Origin of the sequence: Serratia sp. JSRIV002 (assembly GCF_019968725.1) — a bacterium.
In the GTDB taxonomy this organism is placed as follows: domain Bacteria; phylum Pseudomonadota; class Gammaproteobacteria; order Enterobacterales; family Enterobacteriaceae; genus Chania; species Chania fonticola_B.
This window is the reverse complement of the sequence record NZ_CP074143.1, coordinates 1903357-1920451: the sequence shown is the minus strand read 5'-3', so window position 1 is coordinate 1920451 and position 17095 is coordinate 1903357. Positions and strand designations below refer to the sequence as shown.

18 protein-coding genes are annotated in these 17095 nt (G+C 56.8%); 6 read left to right on the top strand and 12 right to left on the bottom strand.

What is annotated here, in order from left to right; genetic code table 11:
- Positions 1-32: 32 nt before the first annotated feature.
- From KGP26_RS08985 to KGP26_RS08970, 4 genes are all read right to left on the bottom strand, one after another.
- A complete protein-coding gene (locus tag KGP26_RS08985; protein WP_021805142.1) occupies positions 33-344 on the bottom strand; it encodes an AzlD domain-containing protein in 312 nt (103 codons plus the stop codon).
- Entirely contained in the window at positions 341-1048 is a 708-nt protein-coding gene (locus KGP26_RS08980; RefSeq protein WP_021805143.1) for an AzlC family ABC transporter permease, read from the bottom strand. The genes KGP26_RS08985 and KGP26_RS08980 overlap by 4 nt, the downstream gene beginning before the upstream one ends.
- A gap of 70 nt (positions 1049-1118) precedes the next feature.
- Entirely contained in the window at positions 1119-1964 is an 846-nt protein-coding gene (locus KGP26_RS08975; RefSeq protein WP_371824941.1) for an AraC family transcriptional regulator, read from the bottom strand.
- Positions 1965-1994: 30 nt separating this feature from the next.
- A complete protein-coding gene (locus tag KGP26_RS08970) occupies positions 1995-3449 on the bottom strand; it encodes an MFS transporter (RefSeq protein WP_209523920.1) in 1455 nt (484 codons plus the stop codon).
- Between the two features lie 103 nt (positions 3450-3552).
- Here KGP26_RS08970 and KGP26_RS08965 point away from each other — a divergent pair, with 103 nt between their 5' ends.
- The 3 genes from KGP26_RS08965 (at position 3553) to KGP26_RS08955 (ending at position 5620) form a co-directional block, all read left to right on the top strand.
- Complete coding sequence (locus KGP26_RS08965; RefSeq protein WP_223665299.1) at positions 3553-4206, top strand: metalloregulator ArsR/SmtB family transcription factor; 654 nt, start codon at positions 3553-3555, stop codon at positions 4204-4206.
- A gap of 141 nt (positions 4207-4347) precedes the next feature.
- The gene (yedA, locus tag KGP26_RS08960; RefSeq protein WP_223665298.1) at positions 4348-5259 is read left to right on the top strand and encodes a drug/metabolite exporter YedA; all 912 of its coding nucleotides are present in this window, start codon (positions 4348-4350) and stop codon (positions 5257-5259) included.
- A gap of 184 nt (positions 5260-5443) precedes the next feature.
- A complete protein-coding gene (locus KGP26_RS08955; RefSeq protein ID WP_021805148.1) occupies positions 5444-5620 on the top strand; it encodes a hypothetical protein in 177 nt (58 codons plus the stop codon).
- Between the two features lie 6 nt (positions 5621-5626).
- On the opposite strand, the gene KGP26_RS08950 is transcribed toward KGP26_RS08955, so the two are convergent.
- The 7 genes from KGP26_RS08950 to KGP26_RS08920 form a co-directional block, all read right to left on the bottom strand.
- Entirely contained in the window at positions 5627-6409 is a 783-nt protein-coding gene (locus KGP26_RS08950) for a phosphate/phosphite/phosphonate ABC transporter substrate-binding protein (RefSeq protein WP_094982965.1), read from the bottom strand.
- Positions 6410-6414: 5 nt separating this feature from the next.
- Entirely contained in the window at positions 6415-7185 is a 771-nt protein-coding gene (locus tag KGP26_RS08945) for an ABC transporter permease (RefSeq protein ID WP_209555310.1), read from the bottom strand.
- On the bottom strand, positions 7182-8117 hold the full coding sequence (locus tag KGP26_RS08940) for an ABC transporter ATP-binding protein (RefSeq protein ID WP_021805151.1): 936 nt from the start codon (positions 8115-8117) through the stop codon (positions 7182-7184). Before KGP26_RS08940 ends, KGP26_RS08945 begins: the two co-directional genes overlap by 4 nt.
- Positions 8114-9268, bottom strand: a complete 1155-nt coding sequence (locus tag KGP26_RS08935; RefSeq protein ID WP_209555320.1) for an ABC transporter permease — start codon at positions 9266-9268, stop codon at positions 8114-8116. Before KGP26_RS08935 ends, KGP26_RS08940 begins: the two co-directional genes overlap by 4 nt.
- Positions 9269-9368: 100 nt before the next feature.
- Positions 9369-10298: an ABC transporter substrate-binding protein gene (locus KGP26_RS08930; protein WP_179248153.1), complete on the bottom strand. Its 930-nt coding sequence runs from the start codon at positions 10296-10298 to the stop codon at positions 9369-9371.
- A gap of 29 nt (positions 10299-10327) precedes the next feature.
- Positions 10328-11359: a fatty acid desaturase gene (locus KGP26_RS08925; protein ID WP_223499142.1), complete on the bottom strand. Its 1032-nt coding sequence runs from the start codon at positions 11357-11359 to the stop codon at positions 10328-10330.
- 178 nt (positions 11360-11537) lie between these two features.
- Complete coding sequence (locus KGP26_RS08920) at positions 11538-12431, bottom strand: LysR substrate-binding domain-containing protein (protein ID WP_059200243.1); 894 nt, start codon at positions 12429-12431, stop codon at positions 11538-11540.
- Positions 12432-12570: 139 nt separating this feature from the next.
- On the opposite strand from KGP26_RS08920, the gene KGP26_RS08915 reads away from it, so the two are divergent.
- The 3 genes from KGP26_RS08915 to KGP26_RS08905 all read left to right on the top strand — a co-directional run bounded on the left by KGP26_RS08915 (position 12571) and on the right by KGP26_RS08905 (position 15719).
- Positions 12571-13215, top strand: coding sequence for a hydrolase (locus tag KGP26_RS08915; protein WP_223665297.1), 645 nt, complete (start codon positions 12571-12573; stop codon positions 13213-13215).
- A gap of 75 nt (positions 13216-13290) precedes the next feature.
- Entirely contained in the window at positions 13291-13836 is a 546-nt protein-coding gene (locus KGP26_RS08910) for an antibiotic biosynthesis monooxygenase (protein WP_094982970.1), read from the top strand.
- 11 nt (positions 13837-13847) lie between these two features.
- Positions 13848-15719 (top strand): amidohydrolase, encoded by a 1872-nt coding sequence (locus KGP26_RS08905; RefSeq protein ID WP_223538021.1) that lies wholly within the window; start codon positions 13848-13850, stop codon positions 15717-15719.
- A gap of 87 nt (positions 15720-15806) precedes the next feature.
- Here KGP26_RS08905 and KGP26_RS08900 read toward each other — a convergent pair whose 3' ends face one another.
- Positions 15807-16937 carry a Gfo/Idh/MocA family protein gene (locus KGP26_RS08900; RefSeq protein ID WP_223665296.1) on the bottom strand — a complete coding sequence of 377 codons (1131 nt, stop codon included), beginning with the start codon at positions 16935-16937 and terminating at the stop codon, positions 15807-15809.
- Positions 16938-17095 lie beyond the last annotated feature (158 nt).

Here is a 17095-nt window from a genome sequence, read left to right as displayed (position 1 = left end):
AATTATTCAGGGGGAATATTCTGAGGCACGGGTTATAACAGTGTACGTAGCAGAATAAACATCAGCATACTCAGCACCACGACCGCCAGCGTATTGCGCAGGAAAACGGCCAGAACAATAGCGAATACGGCTCCCCATAGATAAGGGTTTTCGGGCAGTGCGCGCCACTCATCCCCGTTGAAGGCGATGATTGGTCCGCAGATGGCAGTCAGTACCGCGGGTACCGAGAAGCTCAACAAAGTTCTCATCCGTTGCGATAAGCGCACCGGTAGGCCAGGTGCCAGGAAACAGTAGCGGTTGAAGAAGACGATCACGCCCATCAACACAATGGTCAGCCAGATCATTCTTTCCCCCTGCTGCACAGCAGCCCAACCAACATCGCCACCACGGTGGTAATAATCAAAGCGCCAGGTACCTGATAATGGTGCAAGCCAATCGACAGCACCAAGGATGTCAAGACGCAGGCCAGCACCGGCAGATTACGTATCAACGGCACAATGATGGCGATAAAGGTCGCCGCGATTGAGAAATCAAGACCGTAGCTATCGAGATCAATGCTGCTGGCCGCCACTACGCCGAGCAAGGTGGCCAAGAACCAGCTCAAATAAAACGCCAGCCCTGCCCCCAGTGCATACCAACGGTTAAAGCGCGCTGGACCATGATCCCCCGTCAGAGCAAATAGCTCATCGGTCAGCAAAAACGCCAGTGCTACCCGCCACCGCAGCGGTAGCGGAGCAATACATTCCCGTAAGCGCAGACCGTAGAGGAAATGCTGAGCGGTGACAAAAAAGGTGGAGATCAGGATCGCCAGCATACCGGCACCGGTCTTGATCATCCCCATCGCCACCAGTTGCGAGGCTCCGGCAAAAACAATCGCCGACATCCCCAGCCCCTCGGCCGCCGTCAGGCCACTCTGGATCGCCATTGACCCCGCAAGTATCCCCCAGGGCAATACCGCCAGGCACAGCGGCAGAATCGACACGGCCCCTTGCAAGGCCGGACGCAGGCGCAACGTTGGCGGCTCCGTGAGTGTTGATTGGTAAGTCATTCTTTTCTCCTTCGAACGAAGAAGTAGCATAGCGCAGGAAAGAGAGCGAGTATTGTATACGCTTGCGTATTTATCTTAACGATTTGACATAGTCACCGGGCGTCACGCCGATGGACTTGCGGAAATGACGGTGGAAATGGCTCTGATCGTGAAAACCGCAGGCCAGTGCCGTTTCCAGCACGCCATTGCCCGCTTTCAACAGCTGGCGCCCTTTACGCAAACGCGCCTGGATCTGGTAGGCATGAGGCGGTAAACCGGTCACCTGTTGAAACTGGCGCAACAAATAATAAGGGCTCAGCCCGGCTTTCTCTGCCAATTCCAGCAGGGAAATATTGACCTCGGGGAAATCATCCAGAAAGGCTTTGATCCGCGCTATCTGGCTTTGTGCCTTACTTTGCACGGCAGGCACTATGCGGCTTTTACCGTGGCGCAGCATCAACCAGGTCAGCGCCGAAAACACCAATGTCTCTTTCACCAGACGGTTTTCATTACTGCGCATCATACCGAAGGCTAATCGCAACTGCCCGGCTAGCCCGGCGTCCTGCACCACGGGATTAGGGAAATAGGGCGTAGCCCCGGCGACGGTTTTCAAATCGCGGGATAAGAACGCCAGCAGTTCCGGTTTGGGATACATGGCCTGATAGGACCAGCCGTCTTCGCTGGCAGAGCTGCCGGTATGGATATCATCGGCGTTGACCAGGATCACACTGCCCAACGGCGCGACATGCTCGCCGCCAGTACGGTAAAAACGCTGGGCTCCCTCGTCAATCACACCTACGCAGAAACCCTCGTGACTGTGGCGGGAGAAGGTCTGGCGGCGATAGGTGGCCTGCAACACTTCCAGCCCGCCGAGATCGTCGACGTGCATGAAATTAGCCTGTTCCTGACGCCCTTTCCGGCTCATGCTCTTCGCCATGCTTACCTTCCCCGCTGAATGAAAAGCATTCTAGCACTCACCTGAACCAGGCGTTTGTACAAAATTGCTCGGATCCTCGGCAGGCTGGCTAATGGCCGCACTGCGCCAGGCGCTGTAGATCGCCAACAGCGGGGCCAAGGCAAACAGCAGGAACAGCCAATGAGCAGCGGAGGACGCGCCCTCGATCCCGCCCGGCGCGGTAAATCCGGCCAGATTGGTGACCATCCCCGCCAATGCCGCGCCAAACGCCGTGGCGAAGAGTTGCACCGTGGTAATGGAAGCCCCGGCAATATCCTTATCGGCCTGAGGGGCCACCTGCAAAATGCGCGTCAGCAGGTGCGGCCAACCAAAACCGATCCCGAAACCGACCAACGTCAAAGCCAGCACGATCGGCCCCAGTGCCTGCCAGTGGCCGTTAGAAGGAATTGGCATCAGCACTGCCAACCCCAGCAAACCAAGCAGCACCAGGATCGGCCCGCTGATTATCGCCAAACGGATCCCCACGCCGCGCCAACCGGAGCTAAGGATTTCCGACAGTGTCCAACCTGCTGCCATAGTGGCAGCAATATAGCCGGAAATCAGCGGTGACTGACCATGCAGGGTTTGCAAGAAGTAAGGCACAAAGATCTCGCTGGTCATGCCGATCACCAACAAAGTCACTGTCACGTACAGCGAAGCCAGCGCCGAACCACGACGCAGTGCCTGATGTGGCAGCAGGCGAGCGCGGGAATGTCCCTCACGCCGGATTAACCCAATCAACAACAGCAACGCCAGCACAATCCCGCCCACATTTAGCCAACCGCTATCTGCCAGGCTGCCAGCCGACACCACCAATACCGCGCCAGCCAGCAGCAGCAACTGCATCAGCGGTAACGGCGTTGGCCGCTGCTGCGGTTTACCCTTGGGCAGAATACGGAACGTAAAGGCGGCGTACAGCACCATAATCGGCAACAGAATACCGAACGCCCAGCGCCAGGCGTTCAATTCGGCAAAAATCCCGCCGACGGCTGGCCCCACCAACGTGGCAATCCCCCACATCGCGGAGATCAGCGCCATGGCGCGTGGCCAGAGTTTTTGTTCAAACACCAGGTTAATCATCGCGTAGGACAATGCAAAGATCAGGCCACCGCCAAACCCCTGTACCGTGCGGCCAATCAACATCACCGGCATGGAAGGGGCCAGTGCACACAGCATCGCCCCCACAATGAAGAACAGCGACGCCACCAGATAAGCGCTACGCGCCCCGTAGCCACTCAGCAAACGTGCCGATAGCGCCGAGCCTAATATCGAGGCCACCACAAACAGGGTGGTGTTCCAGGCATAGAGATCCAACCCACCGATGTCCTGCACCACCGACGGTAAAATGGTGGTCGCCACCAGAATATTGATCGCATGCAAAGCGACGCCGAGCGACAGTGCGATGGCACTGGCGGCATTTTTGCCGGAAAAGAGATCGCTCCAACGGCTGTTCTCATCGGTTATCACGGTTATCGTCCTGTTTTCAGAGGAATGGCATTGAGTTGATCTTGCTATTAGGCTAAATTTAACAAGCAATATCTTGGAATAATTAAGGGCGAGGCGCTGTAATATGTCAAGAATTAACTTGGAAAATGGCGAATGCACCGCACATTCGGTCAGTGACCGCTTGCTGAAGCTGTTGAAAACCCACGGTCCACAGCAAGCCTCAGAAGCGGGAAAGGTCCTCGGCACCACTGGTGAAGCCGCTCGTCAGCAATTCGTCAAGCTGGCAAAAGAAGGTCTGGTGGAAGCCAGGGCTGAGACCCGTGGCGTTGGCCGCCCGGTACAGCTCTGGCAGTTGACCGCCGCAGGTAACGCCCACTTTCCCGACGCCCATGCCGAATTAACCGCCCAACTGTTGCGCACGGTGCGTGACAAACTGGGTGAACAGGCGATGGACCTGCTGATCGACAGCCGAGAGCAGGAGACCCTAATTAATTATAAACAGGCGATGGTCGGTGCAGCCGATTTACGTGAACGTGTTGCTCGTCTGGCGGCCATCCGTTGCCGTGAAGGGTATATGGCCGAGTGGCGTGAAGAGAAAGACGGCGAGTTTCTGCTGGTGGAAAATCACTGCCCCATCTGCAGCGCCGCGGCGGTTTGCCAAGGGTTTTGCCGCGCCGAGCTGAACGTATTTACCGAGGTGCTGCAAGCCAAGGTTGAGCGCAGCGAACATATTCTTACCGGTGCCCGCCGCTGCGCCTACCTGATATCCCAGTCGTAATCCCTTGATTGTAGGCCAGGGACTGGCAGCCTCCCCCGGTACCACGACACCACTAAACGAGTAGAAAAGCATTGCTTATCGGCCATGCCTTAAGGTTTACTGAGTGTCCTAACGATTTTTCACCCTACCGAATAATAACCCATGCTGAGCCAACAAAATCGTCATCTCCTGCCGTTAATCGGGGCGCTGTTTACGTTATATATTGTCTGGGGATCGACCTACTTCGCTATCCGAGTGGGGGTGGCAAGCTGGCCCCCCTTGATGATGGCAGGCATTCGTTTTCTGATTGCCGGTATCATCCTGTTCGTTTTCCTGTTGCTGCGGGGCCATGCCCTGCCCACTCTGAAACAGTGGGTCGCCGCTGGCACCATTGGCATTCTGTTGCTGGCCGTGGGTAACGGCCTGGTCACGGTAGCCGAGCACCAGGATGTGCCTTCCGGCATTGCCGCGGTGATGGTCGCTACGGTTCCGCTGTTCACCCTCTGCTTCAGCATGTTTTGGGGGATCCGCAATACCAAGCTGGAATGGACCGGTATCGCCCTTGGACTGGTGGGCATTGTGTTGCTCAACACCGGCAATAACCTGGTGGGCAACCCGACCGGCGCGCTGTTAATCCTGTTGGCTTCCGCCAGTTGGGCCTTTGGTTCGGTACTCGGCTCACGCATTTCACTCCCTGCCGGGCCGATGGCCGGTGCCGCAGAAATGCTGGTGGCCGGCGTGGTGCTGACCATCGCCAGCCAACTGAACGGTGAGCATTTGGATAAAATGCCCACCTTCAGCGGCTTTATGGCGCTCGGTTATCTGATTGTTTTCGGTTCAATGCTGGCGATCAGCGCCTATATGTTCCTGCTGAAAAACGTACGCCCAGCTGTAGCGACCAGCTATGCCTACGTCAATCCGGTGGTGGCGGTGCTGCTCGGCGTCGGTTTTGCTGGCGAATCCTTGGGCCCGCGCGAGTGGCTGGCGTTGGTGATTATCGTCTCGGCGGTGGTGTTGGTGACGCTGGGTAAATACCTGTTTGCCCGCCCGGCCAAGGCACAACAGGTCAACTAAATGCCCCCCCCTTACCCTCTCCCAACAGGAGAGGGGACCAAATGTGCTACCTATTAACTCCCGCGTCTGAGCACTGCACCGCAACAAAACTTGAAGCAACATACCCCCAATTAAACGAGTGTTGTTTCACCCGCTGAAGGGGCTATAATTCCCGCTGTTCTGGACAACCTGCGAAATCATCATTATGCGGAAAAAAGCGTTCCTCATCGTCATCGCCTTATGCGCCTTCGGCTCTCTGGGCGGCGTGTTTCTGGCCGGGCTGAATATGTACACCCGTTCCACCACGCCACAAGAAGAGACCACAACCACCAGCGATGCCGCTACCGATAGTGCCCCAACGGCCACTATCCAAGCGAAATAACCCGCTTTATAACGCCGTGACGCCAGCGTTGGCCGCCAGCCTTTCAAGCTCGGCCACCCGCTGATAAGCAGTACGCGGCACCAGACTAAAATCGCCGATCAGCAGGCTTTCACTGGCCGTATGGTTGACCATGGCACTGGCCGCGGTGCGCAGGATTGCCAATTGGGAGTCTGGCGTTCCGGCCGCCGTGATCAACGGCAAACCCGGTACCGCAGCGGTACGGCCAATAATCTTCAGGCCAGCAACGGCTTGTGGCCGTGCCCGTTTCAACAGGGCAAAGCTGATACAGTCGATGGCCGCAATATCCGCCTGCCCCTCCAGGATCATCTCCAGTGAACGATAGTGGCTGCCAGAGGCGATCGCCTGGCGGAAAAAATGCCCTTCCTGCGCCAGCGGCGCAATCAAGGCTCGCAGACTGTTATACCCCGACTGTGAATCCCGGCTGTTATACGCCACCACGCGATCGCGGAAATCCTCAAGTCGCTCTGCCGGTTCCCCCTCACGCACCACCAGCCAACTGCTGTAGTTCGCTCCGCTGCAACCTTCCACACGGTAATGGTAAGTCCCCACCAACTGTACCTGTGGTAACACCGTCACCAATGGATAACCGCAAGTCTGGCTAAGTAGCAGATCCGGCCGTTGCCAGTGTTGCGGCAGATCCTGCGGCCAACTCAGCGTCTGGGGAACCTCCGCCATCCCCAGTTGCCGCAGCTTATCGCGTAGCGCCTGCCAGAACGGTTCCACCTGTTGGTGGCTAACGCCGTACATCGGTAAAGAGACTATCGCCATGGAAGTTACCCCGCAGAAGTTGAGACAGTCAGCCGTTGCTGACGCCAGGCGGTGAGGTAGCGTACCCAGCGTTCGAACAACATGTCGGTAATGATCGCCAACAACGCCACTACCACCGCTCCCTGGATCACATACGCCGTATTGAAGCCACTCAGGCCAATAATGATCGGCGTTCCCAGCGTTTTGGTGCCCACCGTTGAGGCTATGGCCGCCGTGCCGATATTGATAATCACCGAAGTGCGGATCCCCGCGACGATCACCGGGGCCGCCAACGGCAGCTCAACGCGCCACAAAATTTGCCAGCGGCTCATCCCCACCCCTTGAGCCACTTCACGCGTGCCCGCCGGAACCGACTCTATCCCGGTCAAGGTGCCTTGCAGGATCGGTAATAAACCATACAGCACCAGCGCAATAATCGCTGGCTGCTCACTAAAGCCCATTACCGGTACCGCCACCGCCAATACCGCAACCGGTGGAAAAGTCTGCCCAACGGCAACCACGGTTTCCACCAATGAGCGAAACTCCCGCCCGGCACCGCGCGTCACCGCAATGCCAGCGGTTACGCCAATCATTACCGCAATCAGGCTCGATACGGCTACTAGCGATAAATGCGCAACAACCAGCGAGAAAAAGCTGTCCTGCTGATACACCGGCCGCTCCAACTGTGGGAACCAAGCGGCAAACAGGCCGTGCAGATGGTTCATGCCGAAGACCAACGCCACTAGCAGAGCAAATGTCCACGGTAGCGGATCGCGCCACCAGCGCCTGATGTTCATGATAGCGCCTTGTGTGTAATCAAATCGCTGAAATGCAACACGCCAAGCGCTTGCCCCTGTTCGTCAACCACCGGCAAACGTTCGCAGCCTCGGGCAACAAACACCGACAGCGCCTCACGCAGGCTCATCATGGCCTGGATGGGTTCCCCTTCCGCCTCACCCGGCCGCACCCTTTCGGCTACCGTGCCCAACGCCAACAGCTTGATCCCCCTATCGCTGCGGCCAAAGAAGTCACGCACAAAATCATTCACCGGGTTGGTCAGCAACGCCAACGGAGTGCCCTGCTGCACCACTCGCCCCTGATCGAGCAGCACGATCCGATCGGCCAACCCCAGCGCCTCATCGATATCGTGCGTCACCAGTACGATGGTGCGGCCAGAAAGTTGATGAATACGGGCAATCTCAGCCTGCAACGAGGCCCGGGTCACCGGATCGAGCGCACCAAAGGGTTCGTCCATGAGCAACACCTCAGGATCGGCGGCCAGCGCCCGTGCCACCCCAACCCGCTGTTGCTGTCCGCCGGAAAGCTGATGTGGATAGCGGCGGCGGAACAGCTCCGGCTCCAGTTGCAGCAGCTCCATCAGCTCAGTCACCCGATCGCGGATCCGTGCTCTTGGCCACTTCAGTAACTGCGGTACCGTGGCAATATTCTCTTCTACCGTCCAATGGGGGAACAGACCGATCGACTGGATGGCATAGCCCATTCGGCGGCGTAAATCCTGCGGTTTGAACTTATGGATCTCCTCACCGGCAAACCTGATCTTGCCTTTATCATGCTCGATCAGGCGGTTGATCATCTTCAACGTGGTGGATTTGCCTGAGCCGGAAGTGCCGATCAGCACGGTAAACTCCCCTTCCGCCATGCTCAACGAGAGATCGTCCACCGCCGGTTTCCCCTGAAAAATCTTGCTTACCCGGTCAAAGTTAATCATCTGGCAGTCACTTCCAACATTGAAATTATGAATTTAAACAGCGAATCGACGATCACCGCCATGGCGATCACCGGGATCACCCCGAGCAACACCAGATCCAGTGCGCTGCTGAGTAATCCTTGAAACACGATCGCACCAAAACCCCCGGCACCAATCAGCGCTGCCACCACCGCCATTCCCACGGTTTGTACCGCCAGGATGCGCACGCCGGTCAGGAACAGTGGCATTGCCAGTGGCAGCTGGACGCCAAAGAAAATCTGCCCGCGCGTCATTCCCATGCCGCAGGCGGACTCAATCACGCTGGCGGGCACGCTTTGCAAACCGGCGACCACGCTGCGCACCAGCGGCAACAGGGCATAGAGCACCAATGCCACAATCGCCGGGGCCATGCCGATACCGCTAATGCCTAAGTTCGCCAGCCAAGGTAGCGCCGCCGCCAGCCCGGCCAACGGGGCGATCAACAGGCCAAATAGCGCAATGGAAGGGACGGTCTGGATGATATTCAGCGTAGAGAAGATCGGGCCCTGCCAGCGGGTTGAACGAAAACACAGCACGCCCAACGGCACACCAATCAGCAGAGCCGGTACCATGGTAGCCAGCAAGATGGTCAAATGCTGTAGTAATGCAGCGTCAAATACCTCTTGCCGGTTGTGGTACTCCTTCAGCAGGGAAAGCTGGTCCAACTGATGGGTAAACAGCAGCAGCGCGGCAGGTAGCAGCACCAAGACGTTACCCAGAATACGCCACAGGTGCGAGGGAGTGATCCGCATCATGGCATCTGCGGCGATTAGGCCACTCAATGCTGCCATTAGCGCACAACCGCTGCTCCAGGAAGTACGTGCCAGCGGTGAGCCCTGCAATGCCAGTTGCTGCGCGGTATAGCCGCTCAACCAAAAGATCATCGCCAATAGAACAGCGGCAACGCAGGCGGTCAGCAGCGCCCGATTGCGCGTGGGGGTCAACAGGCTGAGCACGGCCAACGCCAATAATGGCAGCAGCAGCCACAGCGCGGGGCCATGCAACAGTGAAATCAGAGAGATACTCTTGCCAGACAGTAGGCGATTAGGAGCATAACTGAGGAACGGCAGGCCAAAGGCCGCAAGCAGCAGCAAAACAAACAGAGTCAGTAATACGCGGTTTTTCAAGACAATAATCAAAATCACTCCCCGGTACCCGGGTATCCCCTTGGTCTTTCAGGCGGTAATATTGCCGACTGGGTCGCTCACCGCTGCCCGGTCGGCGGGATCAAGGTTACTTAATCAACCCTTTCTGTTTCAGGTAATTGACCGCCACCTGTTTGGCATCCTGGCCTTCTACGGCGATCTGCGCGTTCAACTGCTGTAAGGTTGGGCCGTCGAGCGTAGCGAATACCGGTTTGAGCAGTTCGGCGATATTGGCGTACTGTTGCAGCGTTGCCTCACGAACAATCGGAGCCGGGGCGTAAATTGGCTGTACGCCCTGTGGGTCTTCCAACGTTTGCAGGCCCAGCGCGGCCACCGGGCCATCAGTCCCATACGCCATCGCCGCATTCACCCCAGAGGTTTGTTCCGCCGCCGCCTTGATGGTCACCGCCGTGTCACCGCCAGCCAGTGACAGTAACTGATCCTGATTAAGCTTGAAGCCATAAGCATTCTGGAAGGCCGGTAGCGCGTCCGGGCGTTCGATAAACTCTGCCGATGCCGCCAGTTTGAACTTACCACCGTCGTTGATCCACTTGGCCAGATCTGCCAGGGTTTTCAGATGGTTGGCCTGCGCCACGTCCTGGCGAACGGCGATCGTCCAGGTGTTGTTAGCCGGGGCGGCATCCAACCAGACGATCTTGTTCTGGTCATAGTCGAGCTTTTTCACCTTCTCGAACCCGGCCTGAGCGTTTTTCCACGCCGGATCTTTTTCATCGGAGAAGAAGAAGGCACCGTTACCGGTGTATTCCGGGTAGATATCAATCTCGCCGGAAGTGATGGCACCACGTAATACCTTGGTGGTGCCCAATTGCAGTTTATTGGTAGTTTTGATGCCGTTGGCTTCCAGCACCTGCACAATGATATTGCCAAGCAGCGAGCCTTCGGTATCAATTTTAGAACCCACGCGTACCGTATCGGCCGCCTGTGCAACACCGCAGGCTCCCGCCAGAACGGTCAATGCCAATGCCAAAAAACGTGCGCGTAATGGGGTAATAGCCATGCTTTATCCTCTTTGATGATACTTTCCGGCTATTTCGCCAGATCGATTGGAAAATCCTGCGCGGTATGGGTCCAGCCTATCACATGCTGCTTCTCGACTCTCTCCTGTTCAAACGGGTGTACTTCAACGGCAATCGGCGTCACGGCATGATCGACAAACCAGTTGCCATAGCCCTGCACCACAAACCCCTGGCTGCGTTGCCGGTAGGCCTGCTGCTCTGCCAGATAGACTTTTCGCAGCCCATACCAAGGCAAACCGGGTAAATCATGGTGCACTAAATGATAGTTCAGATTGAGAAACAGCAGTCGCCAAGGCCAGGAGGCCTCATTAATAATAGAACGTGCCTGCGGAGCGTCCACCGCGCGATGCTCATAAAACGAACGGATCTTGGTCAAACCCAGCGCCGGGTAGCTCACCACCTGCAGATAAAAGGCGGCAGAAATGCCCTGCGTTTGCAGCCAAGCAAGCAGAGCTACCAACAGTGCGCCGTGTACCAGCCACATCGTCAAGGTCCGCAGATCACCAGCCAATATGGCTTTCAGAGCGTTGGACAGCGTGGTGATAATGTCCCAGGCCGGGCCAAGCGTGACCCGGCCAATCAGGGTATTACGCACCTTGGCCAACAGAGGCAGCCAAACAGGAAATCGTTGCCACTGCGCCCGGCTGAAATAGTAACTTTCCGGATCTTCGGCAGGTTGGGTCAGATGATCGTCGCGATGATGCTGAATATGGCTGTCGCGGTACAGCCCGTAGGGATACCACACCGCCAGGGGAAGCAGGCCGAACAGTTGGTTGAGCCGCGGCCACCGGGTGGGATGGCCGTGGATCAGCTCATGCTGCAAAGAGAGATACCAGGTAGTCGCCAACGTCAGCAACGGTGCGCCCAGCCAGGGGCCGAGCAGCTGCCAGTAATGCACCACGCCGAACCAACTACCGTAAACCAGCAGCATAATGCCCCAGGTCGGCAGCTCCAACCGCCAGATCCATTGCCGGTTAAGCTGTTGGATCCAGGCTCGTTGTTCGCCATGCAGATAGTGACTATGGGGTTTGGCTGAGGGCATTTTCCGGCTCGCTGAGGCTATTTTTCTCAGTATCGGCGAAGCGGATCGGCGCTCAAAATAACAAAAGTGGTAAAGCAAAGTTAAAAATCAGCATCATGACGTTAGCTGCGTGGATAACAATCCTGGCGGGCAACAACAGGCTATGCGTTAACCTACCCTGCCTTGCCAACCTTCAGAGTCATTCCCCCGTCACGGCATAAGCTTGCAACCGCTCACGCCACCAGAGGCTGGCCAGCCCGCTGGCACTTTCTCGCCAGCCGAAGTAGGCGGTGTCGCTATCGCGCTCTGCCTCCACGCTTTTCGTGACCAACTGGCCGGTTTTCAGATAAGGTTCTGCCAGATAATGAGGCAGATAGCCACAGCCCAACCCGGCCAGCTGCGCCTGCAATTTGGCCTCAAAACTGAATACCGTCAGTTGATCCTGCTCATCCAGCACGTGCAGACTTTGCGGCGAATTCACCCGCGACGAGTCATGAACCACCACTGCGCGATGCTGGCGGATGCTGCTTTTCTGCAACGGTTCCGGCTGGGCGGCCAACGGATGGTGCGGGGCGACGGCAAACACATACTCCAACTGCCCTAGCGGGCTAAAAGCATAGCCCGCGCGCGAAGGCGGCTCACAAATCGCACCGATGATAATATCGGCACAGCCGTGTATCAGCGCCTCCCAAGAGCCAGCCAGCACTTCGTGGCTGAAACGCAGCCGGGTGTGGTGGTGATTACGGTAAAACTCATCAATCAGCGGTAGCAGCCGGGCAAAAGGGAACGATGCATCTACCGCCAGGGTGAGATCGCTCTCCCAGCCACTTTCCACATAGCGCGCCTGCTGTTCCAGATCTTGCGCAGCGCGTAGCAATATCCGCCCCTTTTCCAGCATCAGCTTGCCGGTGGCGGTGAACTTGGCCCGGTGGCCGGAGCGATCGAGCAGCGTGATCGCCAGATCGCTCTCCAGTTTCTGCACCATGTAGCTCAGGGCAGAAGGCGTTTTAAACAGCGCGGCAGCCGCTGCAGCAAATGACCCATGACGATCCAGTGCGTCCAGGATCAATAGCGCTTCCAGGTTTAGTCTCACCCCTTTCTCCCATAGATAAAAAAACTTAACAAGAAGGTAAAAATTCTACGCTATCTTTGAAAACGGCACCTACCTACCATTCATTCCATTGATACAGCGCATCCGTCTTATTCACGGTAATACAATTGGAAGGTACATTATGTCGAAGTTTCAACTACTTGATCCGAAAAATTCCGCACTCATCTTTATCGATCATCAGCCGCAAATGGCTTTTGGCGTGGCCAATATCGATCGCCAACAGCTGAAAAACAACGTGGTAGCGCTGGCCAAAGCCGGCAGCATCTTTAATGTTCCCACTATTTTTACCTCGGTCGAAAGCGAAAGTTTCAGCGGCTATTTCTGGCCGGAATTGCTGGCGGTGCATCCAGAACTCACCCCTATTGAACGTACTTCGATGAATTCCTGGGAAGATGCGGCATTCGTTAAAGCCGTCGAGGCCACCGGCCGTAAAAAACTGGTGATCTCCGCCCTGTGGACCGAGGTCTGCCTGACCTTCCCGGCATTGATGGCAATGGAAGCCGGATATGAGGTTTATGTGGTTACAGACACCTCTGGCGGCACCTCGGTGGATGCTCATGAGCGCGCTATCGATCGCATGGTACAGGCTGGGGCGGTTCCGGTGACCTGGCAACAGGTGCTGCTCGAGTACCAACGCGATTGGGCACGCAAGGAAACCTACGATGCGGTGATGGATCTGGTACGTGAACACAGCGGTGCCTACGGGATGGGCGTTGACTATGCTTACACTCTGGTGCATCACGCTCCGGCTCGCAACGGCAAGTAAAACCGCGCAGGGCTCACCTTGACTGACCGCAATACCCTCCCGGCCATGTGCCGGGATTTTTCAGGAGTTGGATCCATGTCCCATCAGCAACACGTTACGCTGGTGATCACTCACCATCTGACACCCGGCCAGGAACCAGCCTATGAAGCCTGGTTAAAACGCATCATGCCCGATGCCGCCCGGTTTGACGGCCATCTAGGCGTTAACGTCATTCGCCCCTCCGGTAGTGAACAGGCTTATACGGTGCTGGTCCGCTTCGATAATCTGGACAATTTATACCGCTGGATCCACTCGCCGCAGCGTCTGAAATATATCGAAGAAGTCACACCACTGCTGCTGGAGAGCGATCATATTGAGATCCGCCCCGGAGCCGAGTTCTGGTTCACACCAGCCAGCGCCAACGTACGCCCACCGGCCAAATGGAAACAGTTTTTAATCACCCTGCTGGTGATCTTCCCTTCGACCAATCTGGTGCCCTGGTTTTGGGGCAAGTTACTGCCGGGACTGAGCGGCACACTGGCTGGGCATTTACTCAATGATGCCAGCGTTGTCGCCCTGGTGGTCTTCCTGTGGATGCCGTTGGTTACCCGTCTGTTTCACCAATGGCTCACCCGCCATTAAAGGAAAACGTTATGAGTCACACCGCATCATTGATCATCAGCAACGGTAAATTCCATACCGTCGATCGCGAAAATCCCACCGCTCAGGCCGTGGCGATCAAGGACGGTAAGTTTCTGGCCGTCGGTAGTGAGAGCGATGTCATGCAATACGCCGGGCCGGAAACCCAGATCATCGACCTACACGGCCATACGGCGGTACCCGGCCTGAATGATTCACACCTGCACCTTATCCGGGGTGGTTTGAATTACAACCTGGAGCTACGCTGGGAAGGCGTGCCTTCGCTCGCCGACGCCTTACGTATGCTCAAGGAACAGGCGCTGCGTACTCCCAGCCCACAGTGGGTCAGAGTGGTTGGCGGTTGGACCGAGTTCCAATTCGCCGAGCGCCGTATGCCTACGTTGGATGAAATCAACGCCGCCGCCCCTGACACGCCGGTATTTATTTTGCATCTGTACGATCGCGCCCTGCTTAACCGTGCTGCGCTGAAAGTGGTGGGCTACACCAAAGATACGCCAAACCCGCCAGGGGGCGAAATCCAACGCGACGGTAACGGCAACCCAACCGGGATGTTAATCGCCAAGCCCAATGCCATGATCCTCTACGCAACCTTGGCCAAGGGGCCGAAGCTGCCGCTGGAACAACAGGTAAACTCCACCCGCCAGTTTATGCGCGAACTCAACCGCCTGGGCCTGACCAGTGCGATTGACGCAGGCGGCGGTTTCCAGAACTATCCCGAGGACTATCAGGTCATCGCGGAACTGCACGATAAACAACAGCTGACCCTGCGTATCGCCTACAACCTGTTTACCCAACGGCCAAAGCAGGAGTTGGAGGACTTCCAGCTGTGGACGGATATGCTCAAACCCGGCCAGGGAACGGACTTTTACCGCCATAACGGCGCGGGTGAAATGCTGGTGTTCTCGGCGGCCGACTTCGAAGACTTCCTGCAACCTCGCCCGGATTTGCCTGAAGGTACCGAGGATGAGCTGGAACGCGTGGTGCGCCATCTGGTGGAACACCGCTGGCCGTTCCGTCTGCATGCCACTTACGATGAATCTATCAGCCGGATGCTGAACGTGTTTGAGAAGGTTAACCGCGAGATCCCCTTTGCCGGTCTGCACTGGATTTTTGACCATGCAGAAACCATCTCAGAGCGTAATATCGAGCGGGTGAAAGCCCTCGGCGGCGGCATTGCCGTACAGCACCGCATGGCGTTTCAAGGGGAATACTTTGCCGAGCGCTATGGCATCGAAGCGACCAAACAGACGCCTCCGGTAGCTAAAATGCTGGCGGCAGAGTTGCCGGTTGGATTAGGCACCGACGCCACCCGCGTCGCCAGTTACAACCCTTGGACGGCGCTGTACTGGCTGGTTTCTGGCCGCACGGTCGGCGGTATGGCAATGTATGACGACCAGGCTCGTCTGGATCGTGAAACGGCATTGATGCTTTGGACACAGGGCAGTGCCTGGTTCTCTACCGAACAAGGCAAAAAGGGCCAGATCAAGGTGGGACAGCTGGCGGATATAGCCGTGCTGTCACAGGATTACTTCAGCGTACCGGAGGAGCAGATCAAGGGAATTGAGTCGGTCATGACCGTCGTGGATGGCAAAGTTGTCTATGCTGCGGGCAGTTTCTCGCCGCTCTCTCCGCCGCCGTTACCGGTATTGCCTGAGTGGTCACCAGTGGTCAACATATCGGGGCATTATCGCTCAGCACCGCCCACAACCGCCGGCAAGGTGGGTGCATTAAGCCAGCCACACCAGTGTTGTGGCCCTTGTGGCGTTCATGCTCATCAGCATGACATTGCCCGCCGTTCCAGCATTCCCATCTCCAACGAGAATGCCTTCTGGGGTGCCTTCGGCTGTTCTTGCTTTGCGTTTTAACCGTTCAAGGGCCTTGCATGTTGCCTAGTAGGTGCAACATGCAAGGCCCTACGGGACAGCACCGCTAGCCGCCTCTCGGTAACAGGATCAATCGCGGTTGATATCTAACCAGCGGCGCTGTTCGGCAGAGGCGGCAATCGCATCCAGCACGCAGGATACCTTCCAGCCTTCCTCAAAATCTGGCCACATCCGATCACCCGCGGTAATACCATTGACCAGATCGCGGATCTCCACCGTTTTCTGATCGTTAAAGCCGATACCATGCCCGGCGCTGATACAAAACGCAGCGTAATCCGGGTGTTTCGGCCCTACCATGATGGTTTTGAAGCCCTGCCGCTCCGCCGGTTCGTCATGACGATACAGTTTCAGTTCGGCCATGCGTTCCTGAGTGAAACTCAGGGTGCCCTTGGTGCCGGTGACCACATAGGTCAGGCCCATTTTACGCCCGCAGGCAATGCGTGAGGTTTCTATGGTGCCCATTGCGCCATTGGCAAAGCGCACCAGTGCGCTGGCCTGATCTTCGTTTTCGACTTGGCACATCTTGGCCGGGTTGTTCGGATCGGGCCGCTGTTTGATCAGGGTTTGCATATCGCCCGACACCGCGACGATATCCCCCACCAGATAATGTGCCATGTTCACGATATGAGCCGCCAGATCGCCCAACGCCCCCAACCCAGCGGTGGCTTTGCGGCAGTGCCAGTCGATCGGCGTACGAGGGTCGGCCAGATAATCTTCATTATGCGTACCGTAAAAGTGCACCACCTCGCCAATTTCACCGTTGGCGATGATTTCCCGCGCCAGTTGGCTGGTCGGGTTTTTCATATAGTTGAAGCCAACCAGAGTTTTGACCCCTTTGGCGCGCGCGGCCTGCACCATCTCGGCGGCGTCTTGCGCATTCAGCGCCAGCGGCTTCTCGGAATAGACATGCTTGCCCTGTGCAATGGCCGCCAGAGCCATCTCTTTATGCAGGAAGTTCGGGGCACAGATATCCACCACGTCTATGGCGGGGTCGGCCACCAGTTCGCGCCAGTCACCGGTTGAACGTACGAAGCCAAACTCCGCCGCACGCTGGGCTGCCAGCTCGGGTGTGACCTCCGCCAGCATCTCCAACACCAGCTCCCCTTTCAGCGGGAACACCGTGCCTGCCTGTGCATAGGCGATAGCATGACAGCGGCCAATATAGCCAGTACCGATCAATCCAACGCGTACCTGTTTCATCGTTTTCTCCCTTGCCTATTTTTGGAAAATAAAAATCATTATGTACTTATATGAAATTTAAATTTCACTAACAAGCCGATAATCAACTTTGCCCCGGATCCGTGACTGCCCTCATAAAACGCGGTGGATAAAGAACACAAAGTAAGCAAAATAGTGGG